Source organism: Methanosarcina sp. 2.H.T.1A.6 (genome assembly GCF_000979455.1).
Taxonomy (GTDB): Archaea; Halobacteriota; Methanosarcinia; order Methanosarcinales; family Methanosarcinaceae; genus Methanosarcina.
The window spans coordinates 93,285-110,741 of the sequence record NZ_JJOY01000044.1 but is presented as its reverse complement, the minus strand read 5'-3'; the positions used below and the strand labels follow the sequence as shown (position 1 = coordinate 110,741).

Below are 17,457 nucleotides of genomic sequence, written 5' to 3'. Positions count from 1 at the left end.
ATGAAGATTATAATTAATTTATTAACCCTGTTTAAAACAGTTTTTCTTTTTTAGTTGAATATTTATTCCTTTTACACATATTATTATTTTTAAGTTTTCATTGAGCTTTTTGCTTTAACCCCCTTTTAACTCTTTTATTTTTCATAATTTGTCATAATTATTTATTTTCAAATAGTTATATATCCTGGCTCTAATATCTCTCCGGCAATTATGCCCATAACAGTTAAAGAAAATAACAAACCATTTGCAGCAGTTATCACGTCCTGTATCCTTTTTGGGATGATAGGCATATTTGTAAAAGAGATCAGAGATATGAACGCAGGTTCTATCCTGTTTTACCGGCTATTTTTCGGATTTTCGGTCATTCTGGTGTATCTTGTAGTGTCCGGAGGGATAAAGAAAATAGAACTGAAGCAGAAGAAATTCTATATGCTTTTGCTTGGAGTTCTTAACACAGTAACGATGTTTACATACTTCTCCTCAATCAAACATACTGGCATTCCTGTAGCTGTGCTTCTCCTGTACACAGCACCAATATATGTTACACTGCTCTCTCCTTTACTCCTTAAAGAGCACATAACTCTTCGGGATATGCTTGCACTTACCCTGTCTATCTCGGGTATACTGCTTGCTGTCAATCCTTTAAACATTTACGGGAGCACAGGTTCCGAAAATGGAAACTACATCACAGGAATCCTTTTTGGGCTGCTTTCCGGGCTTTCTTACGGCTGTTCGATCATGACCATGAACTACTTGAAGGAAACCTATTCGGCTGTCGAGCAGATGTTCTGGTCAACAGCAGTCAGCCTCATCCTGCTCCTGCCTTTCGGGGTCTCTGTATCGGTGCCAATCCTGCTCGTAAACCTGAAGCTGCTAATACCTCTAGGTTTTATAGCTACGGCTCTTGCATCCCTTCTGTACCTGAGAGGTGTGATACATATAAAAGCACAAACTGCAGCTGTGCTCTCCCTGCTTGAGCCTGTGAGCAGTATCTGTTTCTGCTGCATGCTCCTTGGAGAGCCTGTGCAACCAAACACAATTGGGGGCTGCCTCTTCATCCTTGCAGGTGCTGCACTTATTGGTTACAGTGCCCCAATCCGACAAGGAGCTTCAGAAAAATATTTTAGGGACAGGTGGGCAAGGTTCTTCCAGCCTTAAATACCCCTTAGACCGAGGAAGCTTTGATCTTCTTCCCCTTATCCTTTTAAAAAAACAGTTTCTTCTTTAACTTCTTCTTTAACTTCTTCTTTAACTTCTTCTTTAACTTCTTCTTTAACTTCTTCTTTAACTTCTTCTTTAACTTATTCTCATTCTTCTTTTTTACTTCTCTAGTCTTCTCCCTCTTCTTCTTTTGATTTCTCGGTAAAATATACTGCATTTCAGGACAACTTTTTTGAAAACTTTTTCCTTTAGTCCGAATTATATAATAAAGTATTTATCGGCTGAAAACCGTGGATAAATAAGGAGGAAGCTGAAGCTTTTTCTCTGGGAATTATTTTTGGGAGAATTGATTTTTATGGATCTGGACATGATCAATAAACTTGTTTTTGATGTTGTGGAATCGGTCAGGAAAAATGAGAACGAACCCGGTGCAGGAGTTGAGTTTGCAGTCCAGTTTTCAAGGAAAAACGGGATTTCTCCCGATTATCTCCTGAACATCGCAAAAATATGCGACTCAAAGGGGATGTTCAGGGAAGAATACGTGTTCATGAAAGCTTGCGCCCTCCTGGGAGAAGGGGGACAGCGGGTTGAGGCTTATTTCCTTTCGGGAGTTCTTGCTTATTTCATAGGGTGGAAGGAAACCGCTCTTCAGGAATTCGATGAAGCCCTGAAGCTTGATCCCGGACACGTCAACTCGCTCTGCAACCAGGGAATTATCCTTGCCGAGCTTGGACGGAAACTTGAAGCAGAGAGCCGGTACAAGCGGGCTCTTGAACTTGAGCCGGGGCATGTCAGCACCCACTGCAACTATGGAAACCTCTTTTTTGAGCTCGGGAAACTGCAGGAAGCGGAACGCGAGTTCAGGACAGTGCTTGAACTGGACCCTGGAAATGCAAACACCCGCTGCAACTATGCCAACCTCCTTGCCGAACTGGGGCGGAAAGAGGAGGCAGAAGAACAGTTCGTACAGGTGATTGAACAGGTGCCGGAGCACGTGTCAGCCAACTATAATTATGCCAATTTTCTCAAGGAAGAAGGAAAGGTTGAGGAAGCGGAAGTTCATTACAAAGAGGTTTTGAAGGTAAGCCCCGGTCACATAAGTGCTCTCTGCAACTACGGCAACCTGCTCTCGGAATCCGGCCGGACTGAGGAGGCAACAATGCAGTACAGGCTTATCCTCAAGTTGAAACCCGAGGATGCGGATACCAGGGCTAATTACGGTCAGCTCCTTTTTGAGCTTGGACGGTATCATGAAGCTGAAATCCAGTACAAAAAGACCCTTGAAATAGACCCATGCCACGTCTCTACGCTCTGCAACTACGCCAACCTGTTGAAACGGCTAGGAATGTTCCGGCAGGCTGAGGCCATGTACCGGGAAGCCCTGGAACTGGATCCCGAAGACATTAACACCCGCTACAACTACAGCCTGTTCCTCTTCAAGCTTGAGCGTTTTGATGAGGCAAAGGAACACTATATTAAAGCTATATTCTCGGATGCTTGAACCGATGAGCAGTATATGTTTCTGCTGCATACTCCTTGGAGAACCTGTGCAGCCAGACACAATTGAGGGGGTGCCTCTTCATCCTTACAGGTGTTGCGCTTATTGGTTACAGTACTCCAATCCGGCCAGGAGCTTCAGAAAAATATTTCAGGGACATGTGGGCAAGATTCTTCCAGCCTTACATGCCCTTTAGACCGGGGAAGCTTTGATTTTCTTCCCCTTATCCTTTTTTAAAAACAGAGTATTTTTAACTCTACAGAGTATTTTTAACTCTATATCCTTAATTTCTTCTAAATTTTCTTAAATTTCTTTTAATATTCATCTTTTTTAATATTCATCTTCTTGTGGGTTTTTCAACATTTACTTGTAACAAAGACCATAGCAGCCACTACTGTAGTCCAGTTTCCGTCCTTGTCTCCTTTTGCGGTCTGGCACATATGGAAGGTATCAAAAATGTGTCCGCTTGCCTTGTACACCTGTTCTCTCTCATGCCAGGCCATCTCCGCATCAAACTCTATGCCGAGAGTTGTTGCCAGCATCGTTGCGGCCAGGTCTTCAGCATATTCCCCGGCAATTACTTCTTCTTCTCCAAACGAGTGGTGTTCTGAAATATAGCCGTAGTTATCCTCATTCACAGGTACAGCAGTTCCTATGGCTGATGCCATCAGGCGGTGCGGCTCGTTAGTATCGTTCCTCGCAAGAACACAATGGACAATGGCACCGGGCCTCAATTCTGAGACGCCTTCTTCTTTAGGTACAAGTTTGCAGTTGGGAGGCAGAATACTTGATACGCTCACCAAGTTGTATTTTTCTATTTTTGCAGCCCTCAGTGCGAGTTCAAAGGATGCTAATCTGTCCTTATGGACCCCGGTACCTTTTGTCAAAAATGCTTTTCTAGGGATCATGTTAACTCCTTTAAGTATCTATACTTCATACATCTGTTGTGCGATTTTTCCATTGTTTGGGCAACCAATACACAAATAAATTATGTATAAATGATTTAAAATTTTTCTGCAGTTTCAGGTGAACTATCAGGATTAGGCGTATAACCAATATTTCATGTTCCAAATGTACAGGAGATTTATGAACTTTCCCCTCTTTTCACGTCCAATTATCAGCTATGGAAGTCACTTCTGCAGAGTTGCAGTCCTGAGATCATGTCTATCCTTAAGGTTCATCAAAACTTTGAAAAAATTATTTATGCTCGGATACCGCTTTCTCGTAAACATCTGAGTTTGAGGTTCCTTCGAAAATAAACCTGGTCTCAAGGGGAATATCGCCTGTATGAACCTTTATGTCCTTCTTTTCTACAGTGATTGTGACCTGGTCCGGAGAAAGCCCTGATTCAGCCATGTAGTCAAGAACAAGCTTTCTTCCGAACTCCTCAGCGAACTCGAGAGCCTCACTTCTTATGACGAAATGCCTTCTTCCCACAGGAGTGTAGACAAAAACCCCTTTTGTCCTCAGGTCATACTTTGATTCACTGTAAGTTGTACGGACTGTGATTTCAACGCGTTTTGTCCCTTTTCCCACAAGAGCTCCCACCGCATTTCCTACATCGGAGTATTCCGGGACAATTATTTCGGCATCAACCAGGTTTTTCAGGTTATCCACATACGCTCTGACCGGCCCTCCCAGAAGTACTACAGGAATATCTACCTTAAAGCGGGAGAAAAATTTGCCTTCGAGCATTTTCTCAATCTCATTCCTGTCAACTCCTTCCATAAGGAAGGAAAGAAGATCTCTTGCCATATTCCTGGCAAAAAGCTGCTTCACGTTTATACAGAACTCCTGCCTACTGGTTCCTGTGAAATTTGCAAGCAGCGTAGCCCCTATTTCCGAGGCTTCGGAATTCCATTCTGCATATTCCCCTAAGACATGCAAAGCATCAGTTGGGGTAAAGCCGATAACCTGGACAAGCCGCTTCTGGATCAGGGAGTCCATTACTTTTTTAGAAGGAAGGATATTTCTGTCCCAGTAGACGTCTTTAAGGGAAAGCGGTTCATTTCTTATAAGGGCAAGGAGCTCCTCTTCCTCCCGACTCAGGTCAACAGCTTTTTGTTTTGTCCTTACAAAGAATTTTGTTGCCTGGATATGCTCATTCATTTTCAGCCTGTCAGGAATCCAGCGCTTTTTCAGGGTATTCATGAACGAAGGGTAGATGACAGCAGCCCTGCAGAGCGGAATAACTCTTCGAGGTCCTATGTTTGTCCTGCTGCCCTGGACCCAGATATGGCTGTCCCCTCCCATTGCCGAGGTCTCCATCCTGAGTGCCCTTACTTTTGTCTGCCAGCCTCCTACAATAGCTCCGGTTTCACTGAGGTAAGGAAGTCCTTTATGGATAAGGGAGACATCCGTGCTTGTCCCTCCAACATCGATAACAGCACAGGTCTCATGCCCTGAGAGGTAGGAAGACCCAAGAAGACTTGCAGCAGGCCCGGAAAAGACCGATTCTATGGGCTTTTTCATGGCTTCGTGCATGCTTACGACAGACCCGTCACAGCGGAGCATTGCAATTCTGGATTCAAGCCCTCTCCTTTCTATCTCGCCTACGACGGTCTTCAGGAAACCCTCTGCTACGGGCAGGAGCTGAGCATTCAGGTAAGCTGTAACCCCTCTTTCATAGGCTCCCAGGGACTGGGCAAGTTCATGCCCGCAGACAACAGGAAGCCCTGTAAGTTCCTGGATCAGGGCTTTTATGCGCAGTTCATGCTCAGGGTTGCGGACGCTGAAATATGAAGAGACTGCAAACGCCGAGACCTTGCCCTTTAGCCTCAGTACAAAGCTTTCAACTGTGGAAATGTCGAGGGCTGCGGCCTCATCTCCGTAGCTGTTGTGTCCTCCCTGCACCATTATGCAGTTTTCAATTTCAGAATCCGCAGGGATTTCATAATCTCCTACAAGAACAAGCCCTACAGGATATCCTGTCTTTTCAAGGATGGTATTGGTAGCAAGGGTTGTGGAAACCGAAACTATGGTCACAAGCTTCAGCTTTTCCTGGTCAAGCCCATCAATAGAATTCGTAATTCCTTCAAGAAGGTCGGGATATGTTGTGAGTGCCTTGTTTGAGTCGACAACCTTTCCATCCGAGTTCCTGAGTAATATGGAATCGGTATATGTCCCGCCTGCATCGATGCCTAGACTGTATGCCATTTTTTAACTCCTTTTACACATTTTTAATATTTACGGATCACTCATAAGGTGCCATTTTGTGATCCCGTATATGATTTAATCTCTGAGTCATTCGTAAGTCATTTTTGTGTAATTCATAAGTCATTTATTTTTCATTCCATAGCTTCCTGCTCAAATCAAGGAAATACCTTAATTCCAGTTAGTTTCCTCCTGAAACTATTTCTTAGAATCAGAATCCGGAAGTAAACGGGTAGCTAAAGAATAAATTTCGAGCTCAAAAGCAAATCTTGAGATTAAGAACAGTTCCAAACTCAAAGTTTTCTATTCATCTGTCTTTTTATCTTTACTTTTGAATCACTGTAATCCAAGACACAATATCTGCATTATTGCGGGAAAATATAAATGTTCCGGAGACTGTCCGGAACTCAGACTTTCGGCATCCCGACTCCGACAAAAACAAGTTTTGATTCTACGGGCATTGAGCCTGCCTCACTCAGGGAAATATCTTTTCTACTCATCTCAATCTGGACCTGCCCTTTGTCAAGACCAGCCTCGGTCATGTATTCTATTACAAGTTTTCTTCCGAGAGATTCTGCATATTCCAGGGCTTCCGGATAGCTCCCGAAGGTTTCCCTGCCCTTAGGGGAAAAGAGGAGGACAAGTCTTTTTCGATCTTTTGAATAGGTACTCTGGATAAGGATTTCAATCCTTTTTATGCCCTTTCCGACAACAGCTCCGACGGCGTTTCCTACTTCCGAGTACTGAGGGACTATAATGTCAGCATCAAGAATCTGTTTTAGTTCCTCGGTATAGGCGACTACAGGCCCTCCTATAAGCACGACAGGTATCTTCATCCTGAACTGTGCAAACCTATCGGAAAGAATAATTTTTTCAATTTCCTGGGAGGAGACGTCTTTTAAGACAAAAGACATCAGGTTTAATACCATGTTTTTTGCAACATCCCTTTTTATGCGCTTGCAGAGTTCAATATAGTCTGTTTGCGTGTAGCGTTCGAGAAGTTTTGCCCCGGCAATTGAGGCTTCCACATCCCAGCCCCGGTATTCTCCAAGCACATGCAGGGCGTCAGTCGGGGTAAAGCCAATTGCCTGGATAAGGCGTTTTCTTATCAGGGAATCAAGCAGTCCGGGGGACAGAGTTTTCCGGGTCTCCCAGAAGATATCGTTAAGGGAGGTTGGGGTATCTCCTATACTGTCAAATAGTTCCTGCTCGAAACTTCCAAGATTTGAAGCCTCTGCCCCTGTCCTTATGAAAAACTTTGTGGGTTGCACATTCTCTTCAAGGTGCATGTTTCCGGGGATTCTTCCTTTTCTCAGGACTTCAAGAAAGCCAGGGTATTTGACAGCCGCAACGCAGAGTGGAATTACTCTCCTTGGACCTATGTTGATTTTCATACTCTTTACCCAGACGTGGCTGTCCCCTCCCATTGCCGAGGTCTCCATACGGATAGCCTTGACTTTGGTCTGCCAGCCCCCAACCACAGCCCCTTCCGAGCAGAGTTCGGGAAGCCCGTTTTCAAGCATGGAAACATCCGTACTCGTCCCACCCACATCTATTACTGCACAGGTCCCGAGCCCAGAAAGGTGGGCTGCCCCTACAAGGCTTGCGGCAGGACCTGAAAAGATCGATTCTATGGGCTTTTCAAGGGCTTCATTGATGCCCACTACAGAACCGTCGCATTTGAGCATGAGCAGCCTGGAGTTCATTCCCCTGCGTTTGATCTCTCCCCGGATCGAACGGATAAACTGGCTTGCAATAGGGATCAGCTGGGCGTTCAGGTAAGCTGTAACCCCCCTTTCATACGCTCCGAGGTCAAGGGAAAGCTCGTGCCCGCACACAACAGGAAATCCCGTAAGTTCCTGAATGCGGGTTTTGATTGCCAGCTCATGTGCAGGGTTCCGGATACTAAAGTATGAAGAAACTGCAAAAGCCGAGACCTGGTCTTTTACCTTTCCAACAAAAGCCTCAACTGCTTCCATATCAAGAGAAAACAGTTCAGCTCCGTGGTGGTCGTGCCCTCCTTTTACCACGGTATAAAACTCAGCATTCATATTTTCCGGGATCTCGTAATCCCCTACAAGGATTAAACCTACAGGATAGCCATTTTGTTCAAGAATTGTGTTTGTAGCAAGAGTTGTAGAGACTGATACCATTTTCACATCTTTTAAGTATTTTTCATCCAGCCCATCAATGGAATTTTTAATTCCTGCAAGAAGGTCCGGATAGGTCGTTAGAGCTTTGTTCGAGTCCATCACCTTGCCATCGGAATCCCGGATGATGATCGAATCGGTGTATGTCCCGCCTGCGTCAATACCCATGCTGTACTGCATTTGAATAGCTCCTGTTGATTTTTGTTCTTGAATGGGTTCATGAATATTTCATGAAATATTCATGAAATATTCATGAAATATTCATCAGATTTATTTGCTAAATATAAAATAATACCTAAATATATAATAGTTAGTTAAAAAATAATGTCTTTCCTTACTTTGAAATAAGTTTCAGAAATCTAATTCAGGAGTTTTTATAATAGGCAGTGTTTTTCTTTTCAGTCAGGTTTTCCTTATTCTAGTTACGTACTTGAGAAGTACAACCTGGTATCTGAGAGCTTTCCATGAATAATATGCTTTAGATAGTTTGGTGTTTCATGCTCTGCATTTTGCTCAACTGCTTAAGTCCTAACATTTATATCGTCTCTGCCCTCCGGAAAAAATAACTGCTGGTGCAGATCATCAGGACGGACAGTGTTAAAAGAATACATACGTCCAGAACAATTGAGAATTCACAATGACCAATCAATACTCCCCGCAGAGCATCCACACCATATGTCAGCGGATCAAAATAAGACAGAATTCTTATCGAAGCAGGCAAATTTGAAACAGGAAATAAAGCTCCGGATAAAAGAAACAGAGGGAATGCAATAAAATTAATAACCGTGCTGAACCCGTGAAAATCCTTCAGTACGGAGGACAAAATCAATCCTATATTTATAAAGATCATCGATATAAGGACCATTATCATGAAAGAGGACAGAACCGCAGGAAGAAAAGGCAGCCTGAAACCAAGTAATACAGACATCATCATAATAATCAGGGCCTGAATGAGTGATGTGGTTGCACTGCCGGAGATCATCCCAAGAACAATAGAAACTCTGCTTGCAGGAGTCACCATAACCTCTTTTAAAAATCCGAACTGCTTGTCCATTATGACACTCATACCTGCATAAGCAGCCGTAAAAAGAAGAGTCATCCCAATAATACCCGGCACAAGATACTGAAAATATCCTATCGATTCAGGCAGACCCGGAAATTCCACTCTTCTAAAGCCCATACCCTGAAAGATCAGCATAAAAGCCGGCATGCCAATAGCACCTGCCATCCTGGATCTTGCCCTGAAATACTTTATCATCTCACGCCGCCAGAGAATATATATAACTTTTCTCTGAATCATCGGAGCATCCTCCTTCTCATCCGATCACGCCTTACTGACTGTCTGCTGCCTTCCTGTTCTCGTATTATTGAACCTGTCAGGCGGATAAAAACATCTTCAAGACTTGGCTTGCTGAAATTTATCGAGCTAATCTCAATACCCAGATTGCTGGCAGTCTGAAAAATATCAGGAATATTTTTCTCATAATCCGATAGAATTACATCAAGCGTTTTTCCTTTAGGAACAATTTCCTTCACCCATTCTTTCTCCCCAAGTGCAGCAGCAATAAGATCAACCCTCCCCTCAATAGTCAGGCTGACACAATCACCCCGAAGGCAGTTCTTCAGACCTGAGGGAGTATCAAGTGCAATTATCTTTCCATGATCAATTATCGCAATACGATCACAGAGGAAATCAGCCTCTTCCATATAATGAGTAGTCAGAATAACAGATGTCCCGTAATTTCTGTTAAGGTTTCGGATATGGTCCCAAATTGATCTCCTGGTCTGTGCATCAAGCCCGAGCGTAGGCTCATCCAGAAACAAGACCTTTGGATAATGAATTAGCCCCCTTGCAATTTCAAGCCGCCTCTTCATCCCACCCGAATAATTTTCAACAAGAATATCAGCTTTATCAGCCAGGCCCACAACATCAAGCACTTCCCGGATTCTTTTCTTCCGCTCATCTGAACCGATGTTGTACATCATGGCGTGAAATTCAAGATTTTCCCTCCCGGTAAGCCCTATATCAAGTGAAGGGTCCTGAAATATTATTCCTATATTATTCCTGACTTCACCGGGATCTTGTCTAAGATCATATCCTGCGATTTCAGCATCACCTGCCGTAGGAAGAAGAAGAGTAGTCAGCATATTGATTATAGTAGTCTTTCCCGCACCATTAGGGCCTAAAAGCCCGAAAAGCTCTCCAGGCTCAACCGAAAATGAGACACTGTCCACGGCAGTAAATTCCCCGAATTTTTTTGTCAGCTCTTTAATAATTATTGCACTCATATTAAACAAAACCTTCAAACCTGGATTTTTGAACAATTATCAGAAATTCACTTTCATTAGCAAAAAACAGTGCAAGTTTAGAAATTGAATAAATAAGGTATGTAGTGCTTAATGAGTATGACAGCACAGCCCTATTCTTGAACCCACAAGCCTTTTTGTATACTCATCGGAAGGCGAAAGCATCACATCGTGGGAATTGCCAGTCTCTACAATCTTTCCGGAATCCATAACGGCTATTCTGTCAGCAATCTTCAGGGTCAGAGAGAGGTCATGTGAAATATATATCATTGCAAACCCTCTCCTGTTCTGAAGACCCTTTAAAAGACGCAATACATTTGCAGAGGTTGAAACATCCAGGGCCGAAGTAATCTCATCGGCAATCAGGAGTTTTGGCTCCATAACCATTGCTCTGGCAAGTGCAACTCTCTGCCTCTGCCCGCCGCTGAGTTCACCGCAATATTTTTGGAGGAAATTATCAGTATTGGGAAGACGAACAAGTTCCAGGGCATTTTTAACCATTTGCAGCCTGTCTCCATTGGACCCGATCTTATTGATATAAAGAGGCTCTTTGACTGCATCAAGTACGGTAAACCTGTTGCTGGTCGAACTGAACGGGTCCTGGAATACTATCTGAATGCCATTGAACCTGTTTCCATAGTTTCCCCCACTAACATTCCCATCCATAAACAATACCTCTCCGGATTCGGGCCTTATTACGTTTGCAAGGATATGTGCAAGGGTTGACTTGCCCGAACCGGTCTGACCGACAATTGCAAGAACCTCTCCTTCTCTTACTTCCAGACTTACGTTATCAACCGCCTGAAGATATTCTCCATCTGGAAGACGATAGCTGAAATTCAGGTTCTTTGCCTCCAGCAAGCCTGCTATGCCACCTCTATGGCACGCAATTTCCCTCCCGCCTCCTACAGGCATCAGGACCGGAGAAGCTTTACTGCAAATATCGATTTTTTGCGTACATCTCGGGCTGAAAGGACATCCCTTAAACTCATTTCCTGCCGGCACGTCCCCGGGAATTCCCCATAAATCTTTATATACGAAAATATCCGGGGTCGAATGGACAAGCCCCCTTGTATAGGGGTGACGGGGAGATACAAGAATATCCCTTACAGGGCCGGTTTCCACAACCCTTCCTGAATACATAACAGCAATCCTGGACGCCACAGAAGACACAAAAGTGATATCATGAGAGATCATTAACATCGTATAACCGTTCTTTTTCTGAAGGTCAACCAGCAGGTCCCTGATCTCCTTTCGGGTAAACGCGTCAAGGGCAGAAGTAACTTCATCAAGAATCAGTAATTTAGGATCGCATGAAAGAGCCATTGCCAGAAGAACCCTCTGCCTCATGCCCCCTGAGAGCTGATGCGGATATGAATCCACCCATTTAGGATCAAGGCCAACCGTCCGGAACAGGTCAGCACATTTACTCCGGGCTTTGTAAGGGCTGAGGTCAAGATGCTTTATCATTGGTTCTGTTACCTGGACGCCTACTTTCATTACAGGGTTCAGCACCTCCAGACTGTTCTGAAAAACTATTGCAATATCCTTCCATCTGAATCGATCCATCCCGGATTCAGGCAAAGAAGAGATTAACTCATCCCTGTAAAGAATTTCACCGGAAATAGCTGTATTTTCCGGCAAAAGCCCCATAATCCCGAGGGCAACGGTGGTCTTACCACTCCCGGACTCTCCGACAATGCCCAGAATTTCTCCATCTTCGATTTCAAAAGAAATGCCGTCAACAGCCTTAACAGTGTCAATGTCAGTCAGATAGTGGCATTTCAGATCATTGATTTTAAGCAGACTCATGATCAGAAACCTTTCTTTATCTTTAATTTAGGGTCAAGTATTCGTTCCATATCCCTGCTTATGAAAGCAAGACAGAGCAGGAGGAAAATGAGCATAAACAACGGAGGCAATAACCACCATTGCCAGTAAGGTGTAAAATATATCGAACGAAAACCGGTTGCATGATTAAGCATCATCCCCCAGCTCTTGGAAGTGGGGTCTCCGAGGCCCAGAAAGGCAAGCCCTGCTTCGGCTATGATCGCATGTGAAGATATGCCAATGACAAGCACAAGCAGAACAGGCATAACTTCAGGAAAGATATGCCTCCAGAGCAGGTAAAATGGCTTTGCGCCGTAATTCCGGGCGGCAATAATATAGTTGTTCTTCTTTAATGACAGCGTCTGGGAACGTGCAATACGTGCGGGTTTTGCCCAGCTGAAAAGAACAAGTATGAAAATTACGTTGAGAATACTTGGTCCGAGAAAAGCAGATATTACAATCAGAAGAGGAAAACTCGGGAGAGCCATTGTTACATCGATTATTCTCATCAGTGCCTTGTCAATGTGCCCTCCCATATACCCGGCAAGTATTCCGACAGCTCCTCCCCCAAAACCTGACAAAATGGCTACTGCAAGCCCTATTGTAAGGCTCATTCTTGCACCGTAACATATCTGTGACCAGATATCCATACCAAGTTCATCGGTTCCGAGTATGTGTCCGGGACCCGGTGGCTCAAGTGAATCCCCTGTGATCTTCTGAGGGGGACAAATTGTTATCACAGGAGCAAAAACTGCCATTAAAATGATACAGAGAATGCCAAGGACACCAATTTTACCTTCAGTACTGAACCTGGAGAATGGCTTAGCTATAGTACTAAACCTGGAGAATGTCTTGGCCTTACTGCTGACAATTCTGTTAATATTCAAAGCCTGAATAAAAGAGAGTATTCCGGCATTTCCAGAGGCAGCAATATCCTTTATCATATCACGACTCTCGGATCAAGTTTCCCGTATATTTTGTCAACCAGCAGATTGCAGATAAGTATGGAGACTGCAATTACCAGGAGAATACCCTGAATAAGAGGATAATCCCGGCCGACTACAGCACTTCGGAGTGTCATCCCTATGCCGGGATAAGAAAAAACGCTCTCAACAAGCACAACCCCGCCCATCATTATGCCGATCATAAAACCTGTTCTTGTCACTACAGGAAGCAGGGCATTTCGGAGAGCATGCCGGATCCATACAGTATTTTCCCCCAGACCTTTGGCCCGGGCAGTCCTGATATAATCCTTAGTGGTTACTGTAATCAGGGTATTTCTGGTGAGCAGGTACACACCGGTAAGCTGTGAAAGGGATAGGGTCACAATGGGAAGAGAGGCGTGGTACAGGATATCCCATGCCTGTTCTGCCGGGCCGTTATAGTCCGCGAAGGGAGTAACAGCACCTGCGAGCGGGAAAAGCCTGAGATGCACACTAAAAACCAGAAGGAGTATCAGGCCAAGCAGAAATGAGGGAATTTCCGCAAAGGAGATCATACCCATCATCATAAGTCTGTCACTCCCTTTTTTCCGGTTCTTTGCCGAAAGAGTTCCGAGAACCACCCCCGAGATTGTACTGATTATTGTTGCACCAACGACAATCAACACAGTCCAGGGGAGGTGGAGCATTATTACATCCCTGACAGGCATTTTGTAATAAATGCTCCTACCAAGGTCGCCCTTCATCAGATTTTTCATATACCCTAAAAACTGTTCATGAAGTGGCCTGTCAAGTCCGTAATAGTTCAGGTAATAAAGCCGCTGCTCCTCTGTCATTACGATAATTTCTTCCCCTACCTCATCTGCTGAAGTGGTTGAGAACGGGTCTCCGGGCATCATCCTCGGAAGGAAAAAATTTATGGCAAGAATTACAAAAAGGGTCGATAATAACCTTAAAATAAACGAATTCCTGTCCTTTACCATCCGATCATCTGCTCCTTTAACACCCGATCATCTGCCGTTAACTTCCCAGACCATCATCCCGGTATATACATCCGACTCGGAACGGTAGATTTCATCCGGAGAGGCATTCTGATAATAGTCCATTATTTGTTCCTTTGTTTCTTCATCAAAATCCCGGCCTCTTCCAATGAACTCTATTGCCTGCTCTGCCGCTTCTTTCCAGTTTGTTTCTTCCTTCCATTCGGAATGGTTGATCCTGAGTGAGGGACTATAGCCTGAGAGGTAAAGATACATGAATGGGTAAATTATGCCGTTCATGTTATTCTCGGATTTTTCCCTTAGTATCGAACTCCGGATATCACGATACGCCTTATCCTCAACTCTTCTAAGGAAGTTACTGTAATAACAGAGATTTTTTGAGCAGGCCATCATCATATTAAAGTTTTCAACATCCTTTATCCCGGGGGTCATGGAGGCAATCACAAGGTCGAATTCGCTTCGGAATCCAAGCTCATCTATGTCTGCCGTCCACCAGGAGCATTCAATGATATCTACCGGAAGAGACTCCTTTTTTACGGCATCTTTCAGCCTGTTGAGCATTCCGGACGAGATATCAAGTGCAGTCACCTCTGCTCCGAGCCTTGAAAGAGGAAGAGAAAGGGTACCTGGTCCGCACCCGATATCCAGGACTCTGGAACCTTCCGGATTAAAACCGGCTTCTTCAAGAAATTCGAGAATCTCATCGGTTCTTTTCTTTCTTTTATCTTTTTCAATGTTATTGGCATAGTTATCGGAACGTTTGTTCCAGAAATCTGCCATCCTGCCCTCATCATGGATCAGCCCGTTTTCCGTGGCTTTTTTCCAGCATTCGATCAGGCTATTAATATCATCTTTTTTCTGCAATTCCATCCCTCTCAAGATATGAAAGAATGCTGTGTGTTCTTGCATGATGATCGTACATATTCATCCAGCCATCGTATTTTGAAATGCGCCATACATCATACGATGTAGTATAATAGAGCGGGATTGCAGGCACATCATTTGCAAGCACGGTCTGCATGTCGTAGACTATTTCTTTCCGATTCTCATCGTCAAGTTCCTGCAGTTCCTGAGCACCAAGAGCATTCAGGCTGTCATTGTGATAACCATACACTGCTGCACCGGATGACACACTGTTTGATGAATGTGAATCCGTATCACAGTACCTTGTACGAAGATAATCCGCATCCTGTCCCCAGCCTCCAAAGCCGCTTATCAGGAGTTCAAAGTCTCCGTTCTTCAGGTTTGTATCACGGGACTTGCTCTCAAGGGCTTTTACCTGAACGTCAACCCCCACTTCACTCAGCCTCTCTTTTATGAGTTCCCCGATACGAACTTCGCCACTACCAAGGGACAATACATATGACAGTTTTTCCCCGTTTTTATCACGTATTCCATCACCATCCGTATCAATCCAGCCGGCCTCTTCAAGCAATGCTCCGGCCGTATCTGGATCATAGCTATATTCCGACTGGTTGGGATTATACCAGATGTGATCTTCCGGGAGTATGCCCATTTCACCGGATTTTCCTGCACCTCTTGCGATCTTTTCCACCAGTTCCTCACGGTCAATGGCATAAGCAAAGGCCTGCCTTATTCTGCTGTCATTAAGCTCCGGACATTCTTTCATGTTGAAATAAAACTGGTAACCCCAGAAAGCCGGCTGCTGGACTACTCTTACATTAGGGTCTGATGTAAACCTATCAAGAGTATCAGGGGATATACTTGTGAAATCTAGTTGCCCCTGTTCAAAAGCTATTAATGAATCACTGACCGGAATAAATTCTACGGACTTAACAGCAGTCTCCGGTCCCCAGAAATTATCGTTTGTTACAAATCTGTATGATCCGTGCTCTTTATTGTACTCATCAAGAAGGAACGGGCCGGTACCGATGACTGCCTGCGGATCAAGGAAACTGGAAGGGTCCGAGACATTTTTGTAGATATGCTCAGGTATGACATTAAAACCTGTGAGCTTGTAAAGGAATGTTGAAACAGGCTGGACCAGCACGAATTTGACGGTATTGGGATCCACAACCTGGACATTATCTATAACCCCTGACTCAATTCCACCTGAGATAGGTACATTTTCCTGCTCATAATCGAAAGTAAATTTGACATCATTTGCCGTGAAAGGTTCCCCATCGCTCCAGGTGACACCTTTGCGGAGATTAAATGTATATTCTGTTCCATCTGCACTGACATCCCAGCTTTCAGCCAGCCAGGGAATTATGCCGACTTCATCTCTTTCTAACAGACTGTCAAAGATCATTCCGACCTTTGATGAGCCAGGACCCCTTGGATATATCGTAAATGGCTGAGGATAGCCATAATCTCCACCACTAAGATAAGCAACATCCGCATGCTGTGATCCTTCAGCAGTATTCTCAGTCAGCGTCTCCTCAGTTAGTGTCTCCTCAGCCAATGCCTTCTCAGTCGATGTCTCGGCCTGAGCATTGTCCTTCCCAATACAGCCCGCTGAAATTAATATAAGGACTGTCAGGAAAACAGAAAATAATACAAATAATTTTTTCTCCATTACAGAACACCCTTTTTTGTGAATTACCTACTAACTCACATGATTATCTGAATAAGGATATTAACAACACATATGAGTATCATATAAATATATAAAAGTATTACTAAATTAACCTGATACAAACATGATCTCAAATTAAATCTCAAAATTTTACTTAATTTGACAATATTTTCATAAATATTAGGTTTTCAGTACGATTATCTGTTTCTATCCGTATCAATATTTGACATTTTATGGGGATTCATAGAGACTGGTTTTCTACTCATTTTCTTACTCTTATGATTTCAAATATTACTATGTACTTAATGTGCCTATGGATCTTCTCACTCACTTTTAACAGAAAGCCACAAAAATGTCATCCATTTTTTTCAAAATGAAAAATAGTTGAAACATTAAATTGCTTCAAATGAAATATGCTGGACAAATCGGCAAATAGTTATTTGAAAAAAAGCCTTTTCCGGCTTTGAAAAAAGGTTAAGGGATTTCATGATAGTCAATTTCTTTCTTTTCAGTTAGTATTTTTTTATTCAATGCCAAACATATAATTGGTTATATTTACCTCTACTTAAGCATCTGTTCGGAGACACCTTAAAAACCAATTTAAGCTGAAATAAGTCCTCTGAAGTCCTTATAATCTAATTTAGGAGACGAGTATGATACTTGCAGAGATATTAAATCAATTAAAGGAACTTGAAATAAAATTTAAAGAAATCAGTTACCCTCTCGAGGCTACTTTTCAGCCATCTTTTTTCTTTCAAATCCTAAAGGCGGAACTAGAGAGTATGGTTATACGGATCATAATATTTCTGATTAAAGAGACAGGTTTAAACAGGGTGAAATATAAACACGGATGAAATTCAGAACTCGGGTGCGAGAC

General features: G+C 43.5%; 15 protein-coding genes. 4 read left to right on the top strand and 11 right to left on the bottom strand.

Annotation, left to right across the window (positions count from 1 at the left end; translation table 11 throughout):
• Positions 1-210 precede the first annotated feature (210 nt).
• A complete protein-coding gene (locus EO98_RS13135; protein WP_052734463.1) occupies positions 211-1,158 on the top strand; it encodes a DMT family transporter in 948 nt (315 codons plus the stop codon).
• A gap of 46 nt (positions 1,159-1,204) precedes the next feature.
• Here EO98_RS13135 and EO98_RS18775 read toward each other — a convergent pair whose 3' ends face one another.
• Entirely contained in the window at positions 1,205-1,378 is a 174-nt protein-coding gene (locus EO98_RS18775) for a hypothetical protein (protein ID WP_162198122.1), read from the bottom strand.
• Between the two features lie 138 nt (positions 1,379-1,516).
• Between EO98_RS18775 and EO98_RS13130 the strand changes: the two genes are divergently transcribed.
• Positions 1,517-2,662 (top strand): tetratricopeptide repeat protein, encoded by a 1,146-nt coding sequence (locus tag EO98_RS13130; RefSeq protein WP_048139042.1) that lies wholly within the window; start codon positions 1,517-1,519, stop codon positions 2,660-2,662.
• Between the two features lie 35 nt (positions 2,663-2,697).
• Positions 2,698-2,871: a hypothetical protein gene (locus EO98_RS18530; RefSeq protein WP_235283510.1), complete on the top strand. Its 174-nt coding sequence runs from the start codon at positions 2,698-2,700 to the stop codon at positions 2,869-2,871.
• Positions 2,872-3,015: 144 nt separating this feature from the next.
• Here the strand turns inward: EO98_RS18530 and EO98_RS13125 are convergent, their stop codons facing one another.
• The 10 genes from EO98_RS13125 to EO98_RS13080 form a co-directional block, all read right to left on the bottom strand.
• Entirely contained in the window at positions 3,016-3,567 is a 552-nt protein-coding gene (locus EO98_RS13125) for a pyruvoyl-dependent arginine decarboxylase (RefSeq protein ID WP_048134946.1), read from the bottom strand.
• 289 nt (positions 3,568-3,856) lie between these two features.
• A complete protein-coding gene (locus EO98_RS13120; protein WP_048138844.1) occupies positions 3,857-5,815 on the bottom strand; it encodes a hydantoinase/oxoprolinase N-terminal domain-containing protein in 1,959 nt (652 codons plus the stop codon).
• A 404-nt stretch (positions 5,816-6,219) separates the two neighbouring features.
• The gene (locus tag EO98_RS13115) at positions 6,220-8,142 is read right to left on the bottom strand and encodes a hydantoinase/oxoprolinase N-terminal domain-containing protein (RefSeq protein ID WP_048138846.1); all 1,923 of its coding nucleotides are present in this window, start codon (positions 8,140-8,142) and stop codon (positions 6,220-6,222) included.
• A gap of 355 nt (positions 8,143-8,497) precedes the next feature.
• On the bottom strand, positions 8,498-9,262 hold the full coding sequence (locus EO98_RS13110; RefSeq protein WP_048138848.1) for an ABC transporter permease: 765 nt from the start codon (positions 9,260-9,262) through the stop codon (positions 8,498-8,500).
• Positions 9,259-10,251 (bottom strand): ATP-binding cassette domain-containing protein, encoded by a 993-nt coding sequence (locus EO98_RS13105; RefSeq protein ID WP_048138851.1) that lies wholly within the window; start codon positions 10,249-10,251, stop codon positions 9,259-9,261. The genes EO98_RS13110 and EO98_RS13105 overlap by 4 nt, the downstream gene beginning before the upstream one ends.
• Positions 10,252-10,359: 108 nt before the next feature.
• Positions 10,360-12,081: an ABC transporter ATP-binding protein gene (locus EO98_RS13100; protein ID WP_048138853.1), complete on the bottom strand. Its 1,722-nt coding sequence runs from the start codon at positions 12,079-12,081 to the stop codon at positions 10,360-10,362.
• Between the two features lie 2 nt (positions 12,082-12,083).
• A complete protein-coding gene (locus tag EO98_RS13095) occupies positions 12,084-13,043 on the bottom strand; it encodes an ABC transporter permease (protein ID WP_048138855.1) in 960 nt (319 codons plus the stop codon).
• Positions 13,040-14,023: an ABC transporter permease gene (locus tag EO98_RS13090; RefSeq protein ID WP_048138857.1), complete on the bottom strand. Its 984-nt coding sequence runs from the start codon at positions 14,021-14,023 to the stop codon at positions 13,040-13,042. The genes EO98_RS13095 and EO98_RS13090 overlap by 4 nt, the downstream gene beginning before the upstream one ends.
• A gap of 27 nt (positions 14,024-14,050) precedes the next feature.
• Positions 14,051-14,911: a class I SAM-dependent methyltransferase gene (locus tag EO98_RS13085; protein ID WP_048138859.1), complete on the bottom strand. Its 861-nt coding sequence runs from the start codon at positions 14,909-14,911 to the stop codon at positions 14,051-14,053.
• Entirely contained in the window at positions 14,889-16,580 is a 1,692-nt protein-coding gene (locus EO98_RS13080; protein WP_048138862.1) for an ABC transporter substrate-binding protein, read from the bottom strand. Before EO98_RS13080 ends, EO98_RS13085 begins: the two co-directional genes overlap by 23 nt.
• Positions 16,581-17,233: 653 nt before the next feature.
• Between EO98_RS13080 and EO98_RS13075 the strand changes: the two genes are divergently transcribed.
• The gene (locus tag EO98_RS13075) at positions 17,234-17,434 is read left to right on the top strand and encodes a hypothetical protein (RefSeq protein ID WP_048138864.1); all 201 of its coding nucleotides are present in this window, start codon (positions 17,234-17,236) and stop codon (positions 17,432-17,434) included.
• Positions 17,435-17,457 lie beyond the last annotated feature (23 nt).